Source organism: Ruegeria sp. YKSF070 (assembly GCF_059612725.1).
This window is the reverse complement of the sequence record NZ_JBXWRD010000078.1, coordinates 1-15100: the sequence shown is the minus strand read 5'-3', so window position 1 is coordinate 15100 and position 15100 is coordinate 1. Positions and strand designations below refer to the sequence as shown.

At 61.2% G+C, this 15100-nt stretch carries 14 protein-coding genes and 1 pseudogene; 7 read left to right on the top strand and 8 right to left on the bottom strand.

The features are described from left to right. The 5 genes from AC2FL1_RS22305 to AC2FL1_RS22285 form a co-directional block, all read right to left on the bottom strand. Positions 1–693: transporter (locus tag AC2FL1_RS22305; RefSeq protein WP_496878379.1), on the bottom strand; the 693-nt coding region annotated here is incomplete at its 3' end. A gap of 67 nt (positions 694–760) precedes the next feature. Beyond that, positions 761–2260 carry a DUF1254 domain-containing protein gene (locus tag AC2FL1_RS22300; protein ID WP_496878378.1) on the bottom strand — a complete coding sequence of 500 codons (1500 nt, stop codon included), beginning with the start codon at positions 2258–2260 and terminating at the stop codon, positions 761–763. A 135-nt stretch (positions 2261–2395) separates the two neighbouring features. Continuing rightward, positions 2396–3379: an AraC family transcriptional regulator gene (locus AC2FL1_RS22295; protein ID WP_496878380.1), complete on the bottom strand. Its 984-nt coding sequence runs from the start codon at positions 3377–3379 to the stop codon at positions 2396–2398. Positions 3380–4034: 655 nt separating this feature from the next. Beyond that, on the bottom strand, positions 4035–4760 hold the full coding sequence (locus AC2FL1_RS22290) for an SDR family NAD(P)-dependent oxidoreductase (RefSeq protein ID WP_496878377.1): 726 nt from the start codon (positions 4758–4760) through the stop codon (positions 4035–4037). Next, positions 4757–5527, bottom strand: a complete 771-nt coding sequence (locus AC2FL1_RS22285) for a DUF1365 domain-containing protein (protein WP_496878376.1) — start codon at positions 5525–5527, stop codon at positions 4757–4759. Before AC2FL1_RS22285 ends, AC2FL1_RS22290 begins: the two co-directional genes overlap by 4 nt. Before the next feature lie 120 nt (positions 5528–5647). On the opposite strand from AC2FL1_RS22285, the gene AC2FL1_RS22280 reads away from it, so the two are divergent. Genes AC2FL1_RS22280 through AC2FL1_RS22260 form a run of 5 tightly spaced genes read left to right on the top strand, consistent with a single transcriptional unit; the run spans position 5648 to position 10363 of the window. Then, positions 5648–6997 (top strand): NAD(P)/FAD-dependent oxidoreductase, encoded by a 1350-nt coding sequence (locus tag AC2FL1_RS22280; protein ID WP_496878375.1) that lies wholly within the window; start codon positions 5648–5650, stop codon positions 6995–6997. After that, the gene (locus tag AC2FL1_RS22275; protein ID WP_496878374.1) at positions 6936–8093 is read left to right on the top strand and encodes a class I SAM-dependent methyltransferase; all 1158 of its coding nucleotides are present in this window, start codon (positions 6936–6938) and stop codon (positions 8091–8093) included. The genes AC2FL1_RS22280 and AC2FL1_RS22275 overlap by 62 nt, the downstream gene beginning before the upstream one ends. Then, positions 8086–8580, top strand: a complete 495-nt coding sequence (locus tag AC2FL1_RS22270) for a hypothetical protein (protein WP_496878373.1) — start codon at positions 8086–8088, stop codon at positions 8578–8580. The genes AC2FL1_RS22275 and AC2FL1_RS22270 overlap by 8 nt, the downstream gene beginning before the upstream one ends. After that, entirely contained in the window at positions 8580–9803 is a 1224-nt protein-coding gene (locus AC2FL1_RS22265) for an MFS transporter (protein WP_496878372.1), read from the top strand. Before AC2FL1_RS22270 ends, AC2FL1_RS22265 begins: the two co-directional genes overlap by 1 nt. Beyond that, entirely contained in the window at positions 9803–10363 is a 561-nt protein-coding gene (locus tag AC2FL1_RS22260; RefSeq protein WP_496829778.1) for a DUF3833 family protein, read from the top strand. Before AC2FL1_RS22265 ends, AC2FL1_RS22260 begins: the two co-directional genes overlap by 1 nt. A gap of 110 nt (positions 10364–10473) precedes the next feature. Here the strand turns inward: AC2FL1_RS22260 and AC2FL1_RS22255 are convergent, their stop codons facing one another. Then, on the bottom strand, positions 10474–12183 hold the full coding sequence (locus tag AC2FL1_RS22255) for an amidohydrolase (RefSeq protein WP_496878371.1): 1710 nt from the start codon (positions 12181–12183) through the stop codon (positions 10474–10476). A 339-nt stretch (positions 12184–12522) separates the two neighbouring features. Here AC2FL1_RS22255 and AC2FL1_RS22250 point away from each other — a divergent pair, with 339 nt between their 5' ends. Continuing rightward, complete coding sequence (locus AC2FL1_RS22250; RefSeq protein WP_496878370.1) at positions 12523–13233, top strand: alpha/beta hydrolase; 711 nt, start codon at positions 12523–12525, stop codon at positions 13231–13233. Positions 13234–13332: 99 nt separating this feature from the next. Here the strand turns inward: AC2FL1_RS22250 and AC2FL1_RS22245 are convergent, their stop codons facing one another. Next, positions 13333–14232, bottom strand: coding sequence for a mechanosensitive ion channel family protein (locus AC2FL1_RS22245; protein WP_496829784.1), 900 nt, complete (start codon positions 14230–14232; stop codon positions 13333–13335). Between the two features lie 6 nt (positions 14233–14238). On the opposite strand from AC2FL1_RS22245, the gene AC2FL1_RS22240 reads away from it, so the two are divergent. Then, positions 14239–14628, top strand: coding sequence for a hypothetical protein (locus AC2FL1_RS22240; RefSeq protein ID WP_496878369.1), 390 nt, complete (start codon positions 14239–14241; stop codon positions 14626–14628). A gap of 354 nt (positions 14629–14982) precedes the next feature. Here AC2FL1_RS22240 and AC2FL1_RS22235 read toward each other — a convergent pair. Continuing rightward, positions 14983–15100, bottom strand: a pseudogene (locus tag AC2FL1_RS22235) (ornithine cyclodeaminase family protein); the annotation flags it as partial.

Here is a 15100-nt window from a genome sequence, read left to right as displayed (position 1 = left end):
GTTGCCGAATTTCACCAGCTTGGCGACAGTCACATTGACCGGCACAGACCATTCGTTGGTCACGCCGTTGTAGGTGCTCTCGGTATTCAGGCCATAGGTCCACGACGTGGGCGTCGTGTAGGACAGAAACGGTTGCACGAAGGTTGTGTTGATCTCGACATCGCCGCTGACATCCCAGACCTGGCTGGCCAGCGCGCCATAGGTCCAGCCATTCTCCTGCTTCAGGACCAGACCGGTCACACCAGCGCCCCAGGTGTCCGACGACAGATCGCTGCCGGACGGGATCTGGAAGACCGGGCCGACGCCCCAGATCAGGCCATTGGCCGTCGGATTCTTGGGCGAGAAGAAGAAGCTTTGCGTCACGTCCCTCAGGCCAGAGGTGCTGCCCGACCCCGAAGGCACATTCGTGTTCACGGAGTAGGGAATGATCGTTCTGGAGATCAGGTTCCAGTTTTCATTCAAGCTGATGGGGATGACGGGCTGTATCGTCCAGGTGCGGCTGATGCCATCGTCCCCGGTGCCGATGTTGGAATCGTAGTCGAACTTGAGCGGAACACTGATCAGCGAAGCGACGGGGTTTGACAATTGCTTGGCCAGTTCGGCGTCACTGGTGGATTGCGCCCATGCGCCAGACGACATGCCAAGGCTGGCAAGGGCAGCAAGCGTTCCTGAAAAGATCCCTGTCCTGCTCATGACTTTTGTCCTTTTTGAGAATGGTGAAATCTGGCCCGGCGATTGGCCGGGCCAAAGCGCTTGCGGCCTATTCGACCGGCTCGAAGTCACCCGGCTTCCAGGTCTTGTCGAACCAGGGCTCCAGCGGGCCATAGAGGCGGATCAGCGTGTTCCAGCCCTTGCCCGGCATGGTCTGGACCCAGTTGCCTTCCTTGCCTTCCGGTGCCTCGGGGCCGAACCAGATCGTATAGGAACCATCCTCGTTCGCCATCAGATCGGGGCTGTTGCTGTCCACGCCTGCAAATTTCTGGTCGGTTTCCAGCATCGAACGGGTCTGGTTATCGTAAACCATGAAGGACCAGAAGTTGTTGACCGGGACCGGGGCCGGCAGCGTGATGCTGTAGGTCTTGCCGCCGTCGAGATACTCGCCGTTGGCATCGCGTTCCGCGTAGCCATAGACGGATCCCGTGCCGACGGCGGGCGCCGCCATGGCTGGCGTGATTCCGGTGGCGTAGTAGTGGAAAAGGACACGGGCATCGAGCAACCGCTCGCCGTTGTCGTAGAACTCGGAACTGCCGCCGATGAAACTGGTCTTCCACTGTCGGTCCGGATAGTAGAAGCCGCGCTTATCCCGCTGGGCGAACACGATCGCCCGCGCGGTGGCATTCCCGACCGCGACCGCGTCCGCCAGGATCGCGCGCATCCGCTCATCGGGCTCGAAGGGCTGGCCCTTCTTGATGCCGATGGCCGCCAGCGTGCCGACCACTTCAGCCGGCAGGGCATCTCCGGGTTCCTTCTGGATGACCGCGTTGATTTCCTCGTAGAACTCGAAATTGTTGGCGTGGACGGTGTTGATCTGCAGCCCCGACAAGTTGACGAACTTTGTCTCTGGCGGGTTGTCGCGCTGCGCCCAGGGGTAGACCCGCATCGTGTCCTTGACGCCTTGGGCCGTCGCTTCGATATCTCCGTCCGTGACGAAGGCCCGGGCCAGTTGCCACAGCGTGTAGGTAGACGACTTGACGATGAAGTAGCCTTCCGCGGGCAACTCGCCCTCGTAGCCCGGCGGCACGAACAGATACTTTCCGCCCTCACCTTTGTCGGGACCGGTGAGGCCCACATCGGTGACATGCCTGAAGTAGCCATCGTCCATCGGCCCTAGAAGTCCCGGCGACGCCTCAAGCACGATCGGACCGTTTTCCAGGTCAAAGCAGTGGGTGACGTAGACGGTTGTCGAGTTCGGTGTCAGGAAGATCGACCTGGCGTCCATCAGTGTTTCGAAAATGCCGAACGTCTGATCGTCCAGCCCGGCATCTTCCTTCAGACCGTTGCACATCGCATAGATCGATGCCGCCGGCATGCCATCGAGAAACGCCTGCACGCCCCGCATGAAGTCAAGGTTGTCGTAGGCCAGAGCCACCGTCTCGGTGTCGGGGGCGCCGTCGGTGAACCGCAATGTGCCCAGCCGCGTCTCGACGGTGTCGGGGGTAAGGATCGAAGGTGGGACGTCCGCCTTGTAGGTGGGCTCGGCGACGGCGGGCGCGGCCCAAAGGATCAACGCGGCGGCTGCGGCCGACTTCCAGGATATCATGCTTGGTCTCGCTCCATTTTGCAAACGAGCCGCTTCAAATCTGCGACTCTCGGCATGTGTGAATTTGTACACGTTCGGGCCCGCCGGAACCGACCATTTTACGACAAAGCACCGGCGCTCGCCGAAGCGCTGGGATCAGGTCCTTTGGCGGTCGGACTGCCGCTGCATTGCGCCCTTCGACGCGCGGCGGATCTCGGCCGGAGACCGGCCCAGGGCCTTGCGAAAGGCACGGGCAAAGTGCGTCGGCGCCGAGTAACCGAGGTCTGCCGAGATATCGAGGATCGGGATGTCGGTCTCATGCAGCAATTCGAGGGCACGGTCCATGCGAACCCGTGCAACGATGTCGCGATAGCTCGTTCCGGCCTCGTCGAGACGTCGCTGCAGAGTCCGCGGCCCGATGGCAAGAAGGTGCGCCAGCCCCTCGAAGTCGGACGCCTCGTGGTGCAGGCGTGACCGCACGATCTCGGTGACTTCGCCCACGAAGTTGGGCGGAGCCCCGGCAGAAACCAGCCGGCGCAGATCCGCGGTCGTGACCGGGTGACCGGCGGATGGGGAAATCCTCGCAGAGGTCAACAGATCGCGCGGCAGGACAACCACAAGGTCAGGCCGGTCGAAGACGACCGGACAGCGGAAGATGTCTTCCCATGTCCCGGCAGGACGCGGTCGCGGCAGGTTGACCTCAATCCGGCTCGGCGCCCATCCCGGGCCAGTGAATGCCCGGATGAGGCTGATCATGGCGGCGGCAGCGCAGGCGGCATAGTGCGGGTATCCGATAATGCCGAACAGCTCGGCGCGGTGGATGAACCACGCCTCGTCGCCGCGGATCTCGAGCGTGAGCGTGTCCATGCTCACGTGGTACGGCATCGCTCGCTCGGTGCGTCTGAACGCCCCTTCCAGCGTCTCGGCGTCCCGGACATAGGATCCCCAGAGCCCCCAGTCGGCGACATCGAGGTGGCGTCCATAGGCGAGGCCGAGGTCGCGCATCCCGAGTTCCCGGGCCGTCGCCTCGAGAAGGGCATACAGATTTCGCTGCGGCATGAAGCGAGCCGAAGCTCCCTGCGCAATCTCCGGTACGTCGGCCGATGAAAAGATCCTGGAGATCGCCCGCGTCCCCGCCACCGCCTCGACCAGAGTGGGCAGCGGCGTCGTGACGTATGTAGCGATGATAGGCGTCCTACGCACTGTCCCGTCCTCAGGAATGTCCTTCGAGAGGATAGCAACCAACTCGCAACCAAGCCACTACGCAGAGTGCTGCCGGGCCTCGCAACCCATTTAGATCGACTTGTCCGTAATCGATCTCTTCCTTGGACGCTGGTGGAGGCAGCTATGCGGCTCCGACTGAACCGTTATCTTTGTCCTGCTCAGGGCGTATTCGTACCCGGATTGGGAAGATTTTCGATATTGTCATTTTTCCCATTTGGAACTCGACGCGGCTGGTGGGATTTGCCCATTGGTGCGCAACTGACGAAGGCACGAAACAAGCCGGTTCCTTGAGTTGATCCAATTTCTGCGAAGGTCTCAAGAGTCCGTCCTGCCGTCGTACGCCCGGCTTGTCATGCTGCGCGCAAACGAACGCCCGGATTGGCGAAGCTGCTTATCAGCGGTACAGCGCCGGGGGAATCTTTGCGCTCGATCCGCGCCGTCATCGGCTATGTCCGCTGTTCGCGCACAGCAGGCCCATGCAAACAGTTCGTAACAGCCGCGAACGAGGGTTCGAATTGTCTGGCTCAATTCACTAGGATCGGATTGGGCCGGATACCGCCCCGCCTCCTTGTCATCCACCGCGATAGACCAGCCAATCTGGCAGCAGGTGCAACAGTTTGATCGCCCAAGAAAAGGGGCGCGGGAAGTCTGTGCGGAACCGACGGTGACGCATCGCGGCCAGAACATGATCGGCTGCGCGATCGGGGGCCATGATCTGCGGCATGGCAAAGCTGTTCTTGCCCGTGAGCCGGGTCTTGATGAAGCCGGGATTGACAAGGCGCACCGTGACGCCGCTGCCGCGCAGATCGTGCCGCATCGTCTCGGCCAGGCTGATCAACGCGGCCTTGCTGGCGCCATAGCCGATGGCCGCGGGTAAACCCCGGTACCCGGCCAGGGATCCGATCAGCGTAATGTCGCCCTGCCCTGCCCGGACGAAACCGGGTAGGACCTGTCCCAGAACGCGCAACGCACCGCCAAAATTCACGTCGTTCATTGTCAGCGCAGTCTCTGTATCCCAGTCCTGGCTGCGCATCGGCTCATAGGTTCCGGCATTGTAGATCACTGCATCGACCCGACCCGCCACATCTGCGGCCTGGATGACCGAGCTCAGGTCGGTGACGTCCATTGGCACGACGCGCGCTTGCCTCAACTCTGCCGCCAGCGTTTCAAGCGCGTCGGCCGAGCGCGCGGAAAGAATGACCCGCGCGCCCTGCCGGTCCAGCTTTCGGGCGATTTCGCGGCCCAGCCCGTGGCTGGCCCCGACCAGCCAGATCGTCTTGCCGGCGAAACTGTTCATGCCTTGCGGCCCGAATAGGTCGAACTGTCCGAGATCAGCGGTTCGGGCGGGGGCGGTGTTCTGAGGAACGGCGCCCGCTTCATCCAGAGTTTCAGCGCCTGCCAATGGATCAGAGCGACCACGCGCATGGCACCAAGCGGTCGGCGCAGGGCAGCCCCGGCCAGCGAGACAGTGGTCGCGGGACGGCGCAGTCCGTTCAGTGTCGCCAGCACACCCTGATCGCCGTTCTGATAGGCGATACGGATGTTCACGGCGCTGTCGGTCAGCTCGAAGTTAAACCGATACTCTCCGGCGACCTGTTGAAACGGCGATACATGCATCAGCTTTTCGGCCTGGATGACCTCTTCTCGGCGGATCGGCCGGAAATCGGAATGGGCCGCGAAATAGCAATGCCGATGCCCAAAGGTATTGTTCACCTCGGCGATGAAAGCTCGCGGGGTGCCGTCGATGACTGCGATCCAGAAACTGACCGGATTGAAATGAAACCACAGAAAGCTGGGTTGCGTCAGCAGGAACAGCCGGGCGCGCTCGACCGGAAAGCCGCGTTGGCGCAACTGATCACGGAACCAAGCGACCCCCTGCCCGTTGCCACGCGGACCGCCGTGATGCCTGTCATGGATCGAGAACAGGTTGAACCGGTTGCGCGACAACAGCGGCGGTGCGCCTGTACCCAAATCGGTCAGGATGTAGTCGACCCCGTAGCGAAAGGCGTTCTTCAGGTTTCCCTGCCGGGCGTGATAGGTCTGGGCTGCAACATGTTCGATCATGACCTGTTTACGCGGTCAGGCCGGTTGCGGATCACCCAAACGCGACCTTGTTTGAAAAATGGTGATCCGTTTCTCCCGCGCCATCGTAACACCTTCAAACAACACGAAGGAATGTTGCCCATGCTGGACCAGACCCAGGGTCCCCGCCGCAAGATTGCAATTATCGGAGGCGGCATTTCCGGTCTCTCTGCCGCCTACTATCTTTCTGTTACCCATGATGTCACTCTCTATGAGGCGGCGCCGCGTCTGGGGGGGCATGCCCGGACGGTCATGGCCGGCAGGAACGGCGACCAGCCCGTCGATACCGGCTTTATCGTTTTCAACTACGCGACCTACCCTTATCTGACCCGGCTGTTTCGCGAGCTGGATGTCCCGGTGATCAAGAGCGAGATGAGCTTTTGCGCCAGCATCGACGACGGGCGGCTGGAATACGGTTTGAACAATCTGCGTACGATTACCGCTCAAAAACGCAATCTGTTCCGGCCGCAGTTCCACAAGATGATCGCCGATATCATCCGCTTCGGGAAACGGGCCGAGGCCGCCGCGACGGATGACGAGAAAACAATCGGAGACCTGGTCGAGGAGCTGGGCCTGGGCCGTTGGTTCCGCGACCACTATCTGATGCCGATGTGCGGCGCGATCTGGTCGACCCCGGTCAATGATGTGGACGCGTTTCCGGCCAAATCTCTGGTACAGTTCTTTCGCAATCACGCGCTGCTCGCCGGCACCGACCAGCATCAATGGTGGACCGTCAAAGGCGGCAGCATCGAATACGTGCGTCGGCTCGAAGCGGCGCTCTGGGCGCGGGGTTGCGAGATCCATACCGGCACCCCCATTCGACAGGTGGTGCGCCAGGCGGGCTCGGTTCGGATCGTGGCCCAGGGACAGGCGGTGCGCGGGTTCGACGACGTGATCCTTGCCTGTCATTCCGATCAGGCGCTTGCCATTCTCGGCGGCGATGCGACGCCCGCCGAGGCCGCCGCGCTTGGCGCCATCCGCTATCAGCCCAACTCTGCGGTTCTGCATTGCGACGAAGGGCAGATGCCCCGCCGGCGCTCGTGTTGGTCCAGCTGGGCCTATCGCAGCCAGGATGGCGGTGTCGGGGTCACCTACTGGATGAACCGCCTTCAGAGCATCCCTGACACCGATCCACTTTTCGTGACGCTGAATCCAACACGACCCATTCCCGACGACAAGGTCTATGACCGGGTGGAATTTGCGCATCCTGTCTTTGACAAGGCGGCCTTGCGGGCGCAGCGGCAGATCCGCGCGATGCAGGGTCAGAACAACACCTGGTTCGCCGGCGCCTATAACCGGCACGGGTTCCACGAGGACGGCATCGCGAGCGCGATGCGGATCGTCCGGATGATGAACACGCTCACCCTCTACCCAGCCAAAGGAACAGATCATGGCACTCACGGACAAAGCGCTGAAATCGGAATTCCTCTCGGTCTGCGCGCGTCTGCGTGAGGGCAGACTGACGCTGCGCACCCCCGATGGGGCGCGCTACGAGTTCGGCAACACCGGACCCGAGGCCGAGATGCAGATCAACGACTGGGCCGCCGTATCCGCGATGGCGGCTCATGGCCAGGTTGGCCTGGGCGAGGCCTATGTGCAGGGTCTGTGGGACACATCCTCGATCGAGGGGTTGATGCAGCTTGCCATGCGCAATCGCGACCATCTGGGCAGCTATGATCAGGCAAGCCCGTTGAACCGCGCCAAGTTTCGCATTGTGGATACGGTTTTGCGCGCGAATTCCAGGCGCGGTGCCCGCAAGAACATCCGGGCCCATTACGACGTGGGCAACGAGTTCTATCAGCTCTGGCTGGACGACGGCATGACCTATTCCTCGGGCCTGTTCGGGTCGGGCGGGGACGATCTGGCACAGGCTCAGACCCGCAAGAATGCCCGTATCCTGTCGCGGCTAGGCGACGGCGAGCGGGTTCTTGAGATCGGCTGCGGTTGGGGAGGCTTCGCCGAGCAGGCCAGCAGCGAGGGCCGCGATGTGACCGGCGTGACCATCTCGCGCAATCAGCACAGCTATGCCGAAAGCCGTCTGGACGGACGGGCCGACATCCAGCTGCGTGACTATCGCGACATCCAAGGCCGGTACGACAACATCGTGTCGATCGAGATGATCGAAGCGGTGGGCGAGCGGTATTGGCCAAGCTATTTTGCCAAGCTCAAGGCCAATCTGGCCGAGGGTGGTCGGGTGCTGTTGCAGGCGATCACGGTGCGCGACGATTTCTTTCAGACCTATCGCGCCTCGTCGGACTACATCCGGCAATACGTGTTCCCGGGCGGCATGCTGCTATCCGATCAAGCCATCGCACGGCAGGCGGATCTGGCGGGCTTACAGGTCAAGGAAAGCTTTGGCTTTGGTCAGGATTACGGCAAGACCTGCCGCATCTGGGCCCGCCGCCTGTCCGATCAGAAGCGCCGGATAATGGAGCTGGGCCATGGCGAGGCCTTCTTTCGGAACTGGCAGTATTACCTCGAAATCTGCGCCGCTTCCTTTGCGATTGGCCATACCAATGTGGTGCAGGTGGAGCTGGCCCATGCCTAGAGTGTTCGCTGTTCTCTGCCTGCTTGCCCTGCCCGTCGCCGCACCCGCCAGCCAGGTGCAATCGCTGTTGCCGGGGGCCGAGGAGCGCGGCGCTGCCACGTTCCGCCTGCTGGGTCTGCCTGTCTATCAGGCGCGCCTGTTCACGCGCAATGCGGCGCCGCTGGATTGGTCGCAGGATTTCGGGATCGAGCTGACCTATCAGCGCAGGATCAGCCAATCCGATCTGGTCGAGGCAACGCTGCGCGAAATGGAGCGGATGGGGAACCCGCCGCCACCTGCCGCCAAGTTCGCGACCTGTTTTCAGGAAGTCGAACCCGGTGACAGCTATCTTGCCATCAGCCGGGGACCGGATCGGCTGGAGTTCCGTCTGAACGGACGCAAGACCTGTGACCTGCGCCACAAGGGGATCAAACGCGATTTCATGTCGATCTTCCTGGGCCCCGACAGCCGCTCGGCCCGCTTCACGCAGGCGCTCTTGGGTCAGTGATGACCTATCCCCGTGTCAGCCTCTATGCGATGATGCTCGCATCGGCGGGGATCCCGCTTTACATCCATCTGCCGCAATTCGCGGCGGTGGAGCTGGGGATCGGTCTGGGCACGGTTGGAGCCATCCTGCTTGCCATCCGGCTTGTCGATCTTGTTCAGGATCCGGCGATCGGCTGGCTGGTCGACCGCTGGCCATCGGCGCAGATGCCCTTTGCCATGCTGGCCGCCGGCGGGCTGGCGCTTGGCTTTCCACTACTGTTCTCCCTGACAGCCGGACCCGGTGTCATCGTTAAGCTGGTCGCCATTCTGATCGGGCTGTTCACCGCCTACAGCCTTGGCATGATCCTGCTCTATGGCCGCAGCGCGACGCTCGCCAGAACCCGCGAACCCGGTGAATTGCTGAGGCTTGCGGCCTTTCGCGAGGGCGGCATGCTGGCGGGGGTGATCTTTGCGGCCATTGCACCTGCGTTGATTGTGGGCCTTGGGGTATCGGGCAGTGCCTATCCGACCTTTGGGCTGGCGCTTGGCGGGTTTGCGCTGCTGACCGCGCTGTTGACCCGCCCGATCTGGGCGCGGCCCGTGCTGGCGGGCCGGCCCCTGTCGCTCCCGTCGCTGGCGGATGCGGGCGCGCTCCGCTTGCTGGCGCTGGCAGTTCTCAACAGCCTGCCTGTGGCGCTGACCTCTACCCTGTTCCTGTTCTTTGTCGAGGACCGGTTGCAACTGGCCGGATACGCGGGTGGACTGCTGGTGCTTTTCTTTCTGTTCGCCGGCCTCAGCGTGCCGTTCTGGACCCGCCTCAGCCAGCGTGTCGGACCCCGGCAGACTCTGCTGATCGCGATGCCGCTGGCCATTGCCAGTTTCGCCGGTGCTGCCTTCCTGGGGCCTGGCGATCTGCTGCCCTTTGTCCTGATCTGCGCCATTTCTGGTGCGACCCTTGGCGCCGACATGGTGCTGTTGCCGGCCATGTTCAGCATCGCGCTGACCCGGGCGGGCCTGAATGCCTCGACTGCCTTTGGCATCTGGTCCTTTGCCGGAAAGCTGGCCCTGGCGCTGGCCGCCTTCCTTGCCCTGCCTCTGCTGGAGCAGCAGGGATTCCAACCGGGTGCTGACAACGATGCCCGCGCCTTGGGCGCTCTGACACTGACCTATGCCATCCTCCCCTGCGTGCTGAAATCCGCGGCCTTTGCTTTTGCTCTGACGCTGCCACAAGAGAGACCTGCCTGATGAAACTCCTTACCGTTGCCCTGCTGGTGATCGTCGCGGCGATGATCGTGAAAACCTATCTGCTCAGCTTCAAATTCCAATCGCCAGAGGACTACACCGAAACCGGCCCGCAGTTCGTTCTGAACAAGCACCTTTCAGGCGAGATCCTGTCGGAGGGAATCATCTTTGGGCCCAACGGAAAGATGGCCAACAGCTTCGTTGCAAAGATGTTTGGCGAATGGGACGGAGACACCGGTACCCTGTCCGAGGAATTCACCTACTCCAACGGGACGACCCAGAGCCGGAAATGGTACCTGACCCTTGGCCCCGACAACACTTTCACCGCGACCGCGGACGATCTGGTGGGAGAGGCCCAGGGCACGATTTCGGGTTCGACGGTCCAGCTCCACTATCAGATCGTGCTGCCCGAGAGTGCAGGGGGCCATGTGCTCAAGGCGACCGATTGGATGTATCTCACCGCTGATGGCGCGATCATGAACAAGTCCGAGATGCGCAAATTCGGCCTGAAGGTTGCGGAACTTGTTGCGACAATGCGACCGGTGCAAGGGACATCGCAGTGAACCGGCGACAGTCCGCCGGCCACCGGGCCTGACTTCCACGCACCTGCTGCATGCCCGAAATGACCACGCCTTCGAACGGGATCGCAGGGCGATCGCCGCTCGGGGCGCGGTCAGGCTGCAAACACCTGACGGCCATCCATCCATGTTTCCAGCACCCTGATCTCCTTGATCCGGTCCGGGGCAACGTCGCGCGGATCGGATTCGAGTATGACCATATCGGCCAGCTTGCCGGGCTCCAGGCTGCCCACCTCGTGATCGGAAAACAGCTGCCATGCGGCCTCGGATGTGACCGCGCGAATGGCTGCTTCGACCGTTACCGTCTCTTGCGGAGCAAGGATGTAATCGGGTTCCTTCCAGGTCCGCCGGGTAACGGCCATTTCGATCATATGAAGGGGGTTGGGGTCGGTCACCATGAAATCGGAATGTAGGGTAAACCCGATGCCTGCCTCTTCCACACTACGGCAGCGATCGAGGAGTTGCGCCTTGTCCTCGCCGAAGACGGTGTCGCGCATTGCCACGCCCCAGTAATGGACATGTCCGATGAGAAAACTGGCAGAGATGCCCAGTTCTTTCATCCTTGCAATCTGTTCATCGTGCAGGATCGAACAATGTTCGATCCGGGGGCGGATCCGTGACATATCAAGACCCGCATCGCGCAGCGCCTCACAGGATGCGAGTATGTTGTCTATCGCTGCGTCGCCATTGCCATGGATGGCAAGGTGCCAACCCTTTTGCGCCCGCTCCAGCGCCGCGGCTGTCAGTTCGTCAGGCTGCATATAGGCAAGGCCGCGGTCGTCGCTGTTGAGATAGGGGTCTCGTTGCAGGCCCGTAAACCCCTGGTTTGAACCGTCGGCGACCAGCTTGTAGCCCGCGATGCGCACCAGCTCGTCGCCGTCGCCTTGCTTGATCCCCGCCGCGTCCCAGGCATCGGCACCGACCGTATAGAAAGGATAGGCACGTATCCGGGCCTTGAGCCGACCTGTCTTGGCGGCAGCGACCATGACCTGGGTATCGGCAGGCGATTGAGACAACGCTCCCAGGCTCAACTCGGACACAGTGGTCAGGCCGAGCGCCCCCCATTTGTCGAGCAGGTTGATCAACCCCTCAACCGGGTCAGAGGTGGTCATGGCGGGATTGTTGGCGGCAACAAGGAGAAAGGTAACGTTGTTCTTCATGACGCCGTTCATGTTGCCCGCGTCATCTCGAACGAACTCGCCTCCGGGGGGGGCTTCGGTCTCGTTGGTGATGCCCGACACCTCGAAGGCTTTGGAATTGGCATAGGCGATATGGCCCGATGCGTTCAGAACAAAGATAGGATGCTCGGTGGAGATCGGGTCGAGATCTGCAAAGGTCAGTGCGTCGGCGCCGTCCTGCACCGCAGGGTCAAAGTTGCGAAAGGCCAGCCATTCGCCCGCCGGTGTCTCTGCGGCGCGCCGGGCGATGTGGTCAATCACCTCGGCTACCGTGGTAAAGCGTGCCATACCGACATATTCCATGATCGAGTCGACAACCGAACCGCTTACCACATGAGCATGTGGGTCGATGAAGCCCGGCAAGACGGTCTTGCCGTCCAGATCGACGATCCGGGCATCCTCGCCGGCAACTTCGCGCACCTCTCCATCGGTGCCCACGGCTAGGATACGGTTGCCACGCAGAGCGATGGCTTCGGCTTCGGAGAAGGCATCGTCGACAGTCAGAACCGTGCCATTGGTGAATATGGTTACGGTTTGATCCTGCGCTTGCGCCGTGCCGCCCGCGCCCAGCATCGCCGCCAGGCTTGCGGTTGCAGCGCCGGTCTTCATGAAGTCGCGGCGGCCCATGCTGAGGAAATCTATCCCCCAGTTGCAGGCCCAGCCCCCTGTGTTGTCAGCCTGATCCTTAAGCTGACGGACACTTTGATTAACTGCAAACATTCCGCCAAAGGTCCCGCTGCAACAAGGGCAGCCGTAAAAATCTTTATCAGCCATGTTCTCTCCAATCGTTATGGTGCGATGGCGGTCGAAGGGGGTCGACCTCTATCTTTGGGTCGCGCGGTCCGAATTAACTGGTCAAGGAGAATGCTAACGAAAAATCGGTCCGGTTACGATGCAGACGATCGTATACAGGTCCGGCCGTTCTGCAACGGTTCGAACCATCACCAGAGCACCCGATCCCATGCCATGGCCCGTGACCATCGCGGGTTGGCTTTGCACACGGGTGTCGCGCAGTTGGCAACGGAGCCACCGCTCGAAACCCGGGAAAACGCCCGCCAGATTACGCTCGCCGCTGCGCGTGACCAGAACTACTCCCTGCGTGTCGTGGGCGTGCGGGAAACCGGGGTCATGCCGTTCAGCGCAATCAAAAAAATGAACGCGCCCGCAAGTCGTGCCGAGATCGAGGCGGCGGGACGGCATTTTGCAGCTCTGGTCAATGCGCAGCTTTCCCAATCGCGGAACAAGGATATCCTTATCTACAATCCGGGTTACAACGTCGATTTTGGCTATTCCAGATTGGTGTCCCGCCAGTTACAGCATTTTCTGGGCTATCAGGGTGCCTTCGTCAGTTTCAACTGGACCGCGACGCCAAGCCCGTTGGCCTATTTCCGGGATCAGGAAACTGCCCTGGCCATTGCAAGGCTGGTCTTTGGGCGAACACGTCTGGGTAAGACGGCGGATCCCGGCAATACAATGCCAGCGCTGCAAGCGGAACTGGCACGGGTCAAGGGTCTGCATGTCATCAACGTGACCGATGTCGAGGCTGCCAGTACAGGCAACGTAAACCGGAATTTTCAGTTGTCACCATGGTCCAGCAGCGATCTCTTCCTGCCGTTGCTGACCAGTGCGGACCCTGCTGCACGCGGCCTTGTCCGCATTTTCGGAGAAGTCGCTTAGCGGTTTTCCGATGATTATCCGGACAGGATCAAGGGGTTGGGCCGGTTGTATTGACAAGACGCGTTCAATTGTACCGGCAGAGCCCCAAAGGTTCGGGTCCTAGCCTGAGGGTGCCTTGACCTTGCCGAAATCACGCAGACGAATTTCCTGTATGTCGGTGGCGATCTCGATGTCGGCCGAGCGCAACGCATCGTCGATCGCGCGATAGAGCTCGTCGCGACCCGCAAACATCGTCGGATAATTCGGGAACTGTACCCAGATCATGTAGGTGTAGGGTGAACTGCTTGCATCCATCAATCTGACGACAGGCTCGGGATCGCGCGAGGGGATCTTGCAGGCGCGCGTCGCCTGTTCAAGCAAGGCGACCACCAGGGCGGGCGCATGTTCATTCGAAACCTTCACCGTGTACCAGGGAGCAAAGCTGTGCTGGCTGCCATACAGGTTGGTGAAACTCTCGCTCGCCAGACGTCCGTTCGGGATCACATAGGATGTCTTGTCCCATTTGCGCAGTCGCGTGGCGCGCCAATTCATGTCTTCGACCTGCCCCTCGGTTCCATCTTCAAGCCGCAGCCAGTCGCCGATCTTGAACGGGTGCTCGATCGTCAGCGCAAGCCCCGAGAAAAAATCTCCGAGCGTCTGCTGCATGACAAATGCCAGAACGGCGGCTGTGGCGCCGGTCCAGACGAACAGCTCGGTGGGTGTATTGCCATCGGAAACGAAAAACCCGAGGACGCCCAAAAGCATGAAGATGCTGTAAAAGCCGATCCGGGACAGGCGAGAGACGCGCCAGTCCGGCTTGTCTGCGCGTTTCTTGTGCACGGCGCCTTCGACAATGCGCGCGATTGCGACCGCCCAGCCCAGATGCAACACGAGTTCCGCGCCGATCTGAGGAATATCGGCCCAGCCCCTGAATCGCGGCAAGGTGCCGATAAGGATGATGATCCCATGGATGGTATAGGTTGCAAAGACAAAGAGAATGGCCTCGATGATACCACCCATGAACGGGTGTTTTACCAGAAACCATCGGGTGCGTTCCCATTGCCGGAACAAGACCCAGATAATGAGCGCCGCAAAGAGTACGACGACAATGGCCGGGCCCCTTTCGAGATCAACAATTGTCAATGTTCTGGCTTCCAAATCGAAAATGCCTTTGGCTTGCGTCACGAATTCCTTTCCAAATACGGTGTGAAGGGATTTTTCAAGTGTCTTATATTAGCGGTAAACATCTCAGATGGGCCGGCCCAACCCCACGCGATCCTCTGCGCGCATGGCTTTCTGCCCTTGGCAAGGCGCTGCACCGATGCGCATTCCGTTGCTCCCAAGAGCTTTGCCAACTCGTCTCTGCGTCGCGAAGAGATGCCGAGACGCCACCAGCAATTGCTTGGGCTGCAATGATATCCCGGGCTTGGCAGGGACATGATGGCGGGGATCCTTCACCTTGCCTTCGGCACTTTCCGGCATCTCTCGATGCCACCGAGCCGCAGATGTGATGAATTGAAAGAGCGCGCCACGCCGCGTGTTTCCGAAAGTTTCGAAGGGCAGATACATCGGTGGACAGGCGCGATCCGATCAGAGGTTTGAGGCTGAGGCCGTTACAACAGGACGACTGCGGCCAGGCATGCCGTTCGGACACGCGTCTGATGCAGGTATCGTCCCTCCCATGGCCCCAGTCGATCGCGTTCCAACCGCTCAGGGCGCGGTGGCCTGACGCCAGCTTGTGCCCTGCACCGCCGGTTTTCCGCTTTTCCTTCAGATCTCCACGTGGATTGCGACGCCGCGGTCTACTGCCAGGTTGACGACGGCGGAGGCAACAGCGAGGTCCTGCAAACCAACGCCGGTGCCGTCGAAGAGGGTGATCTGATCGTCC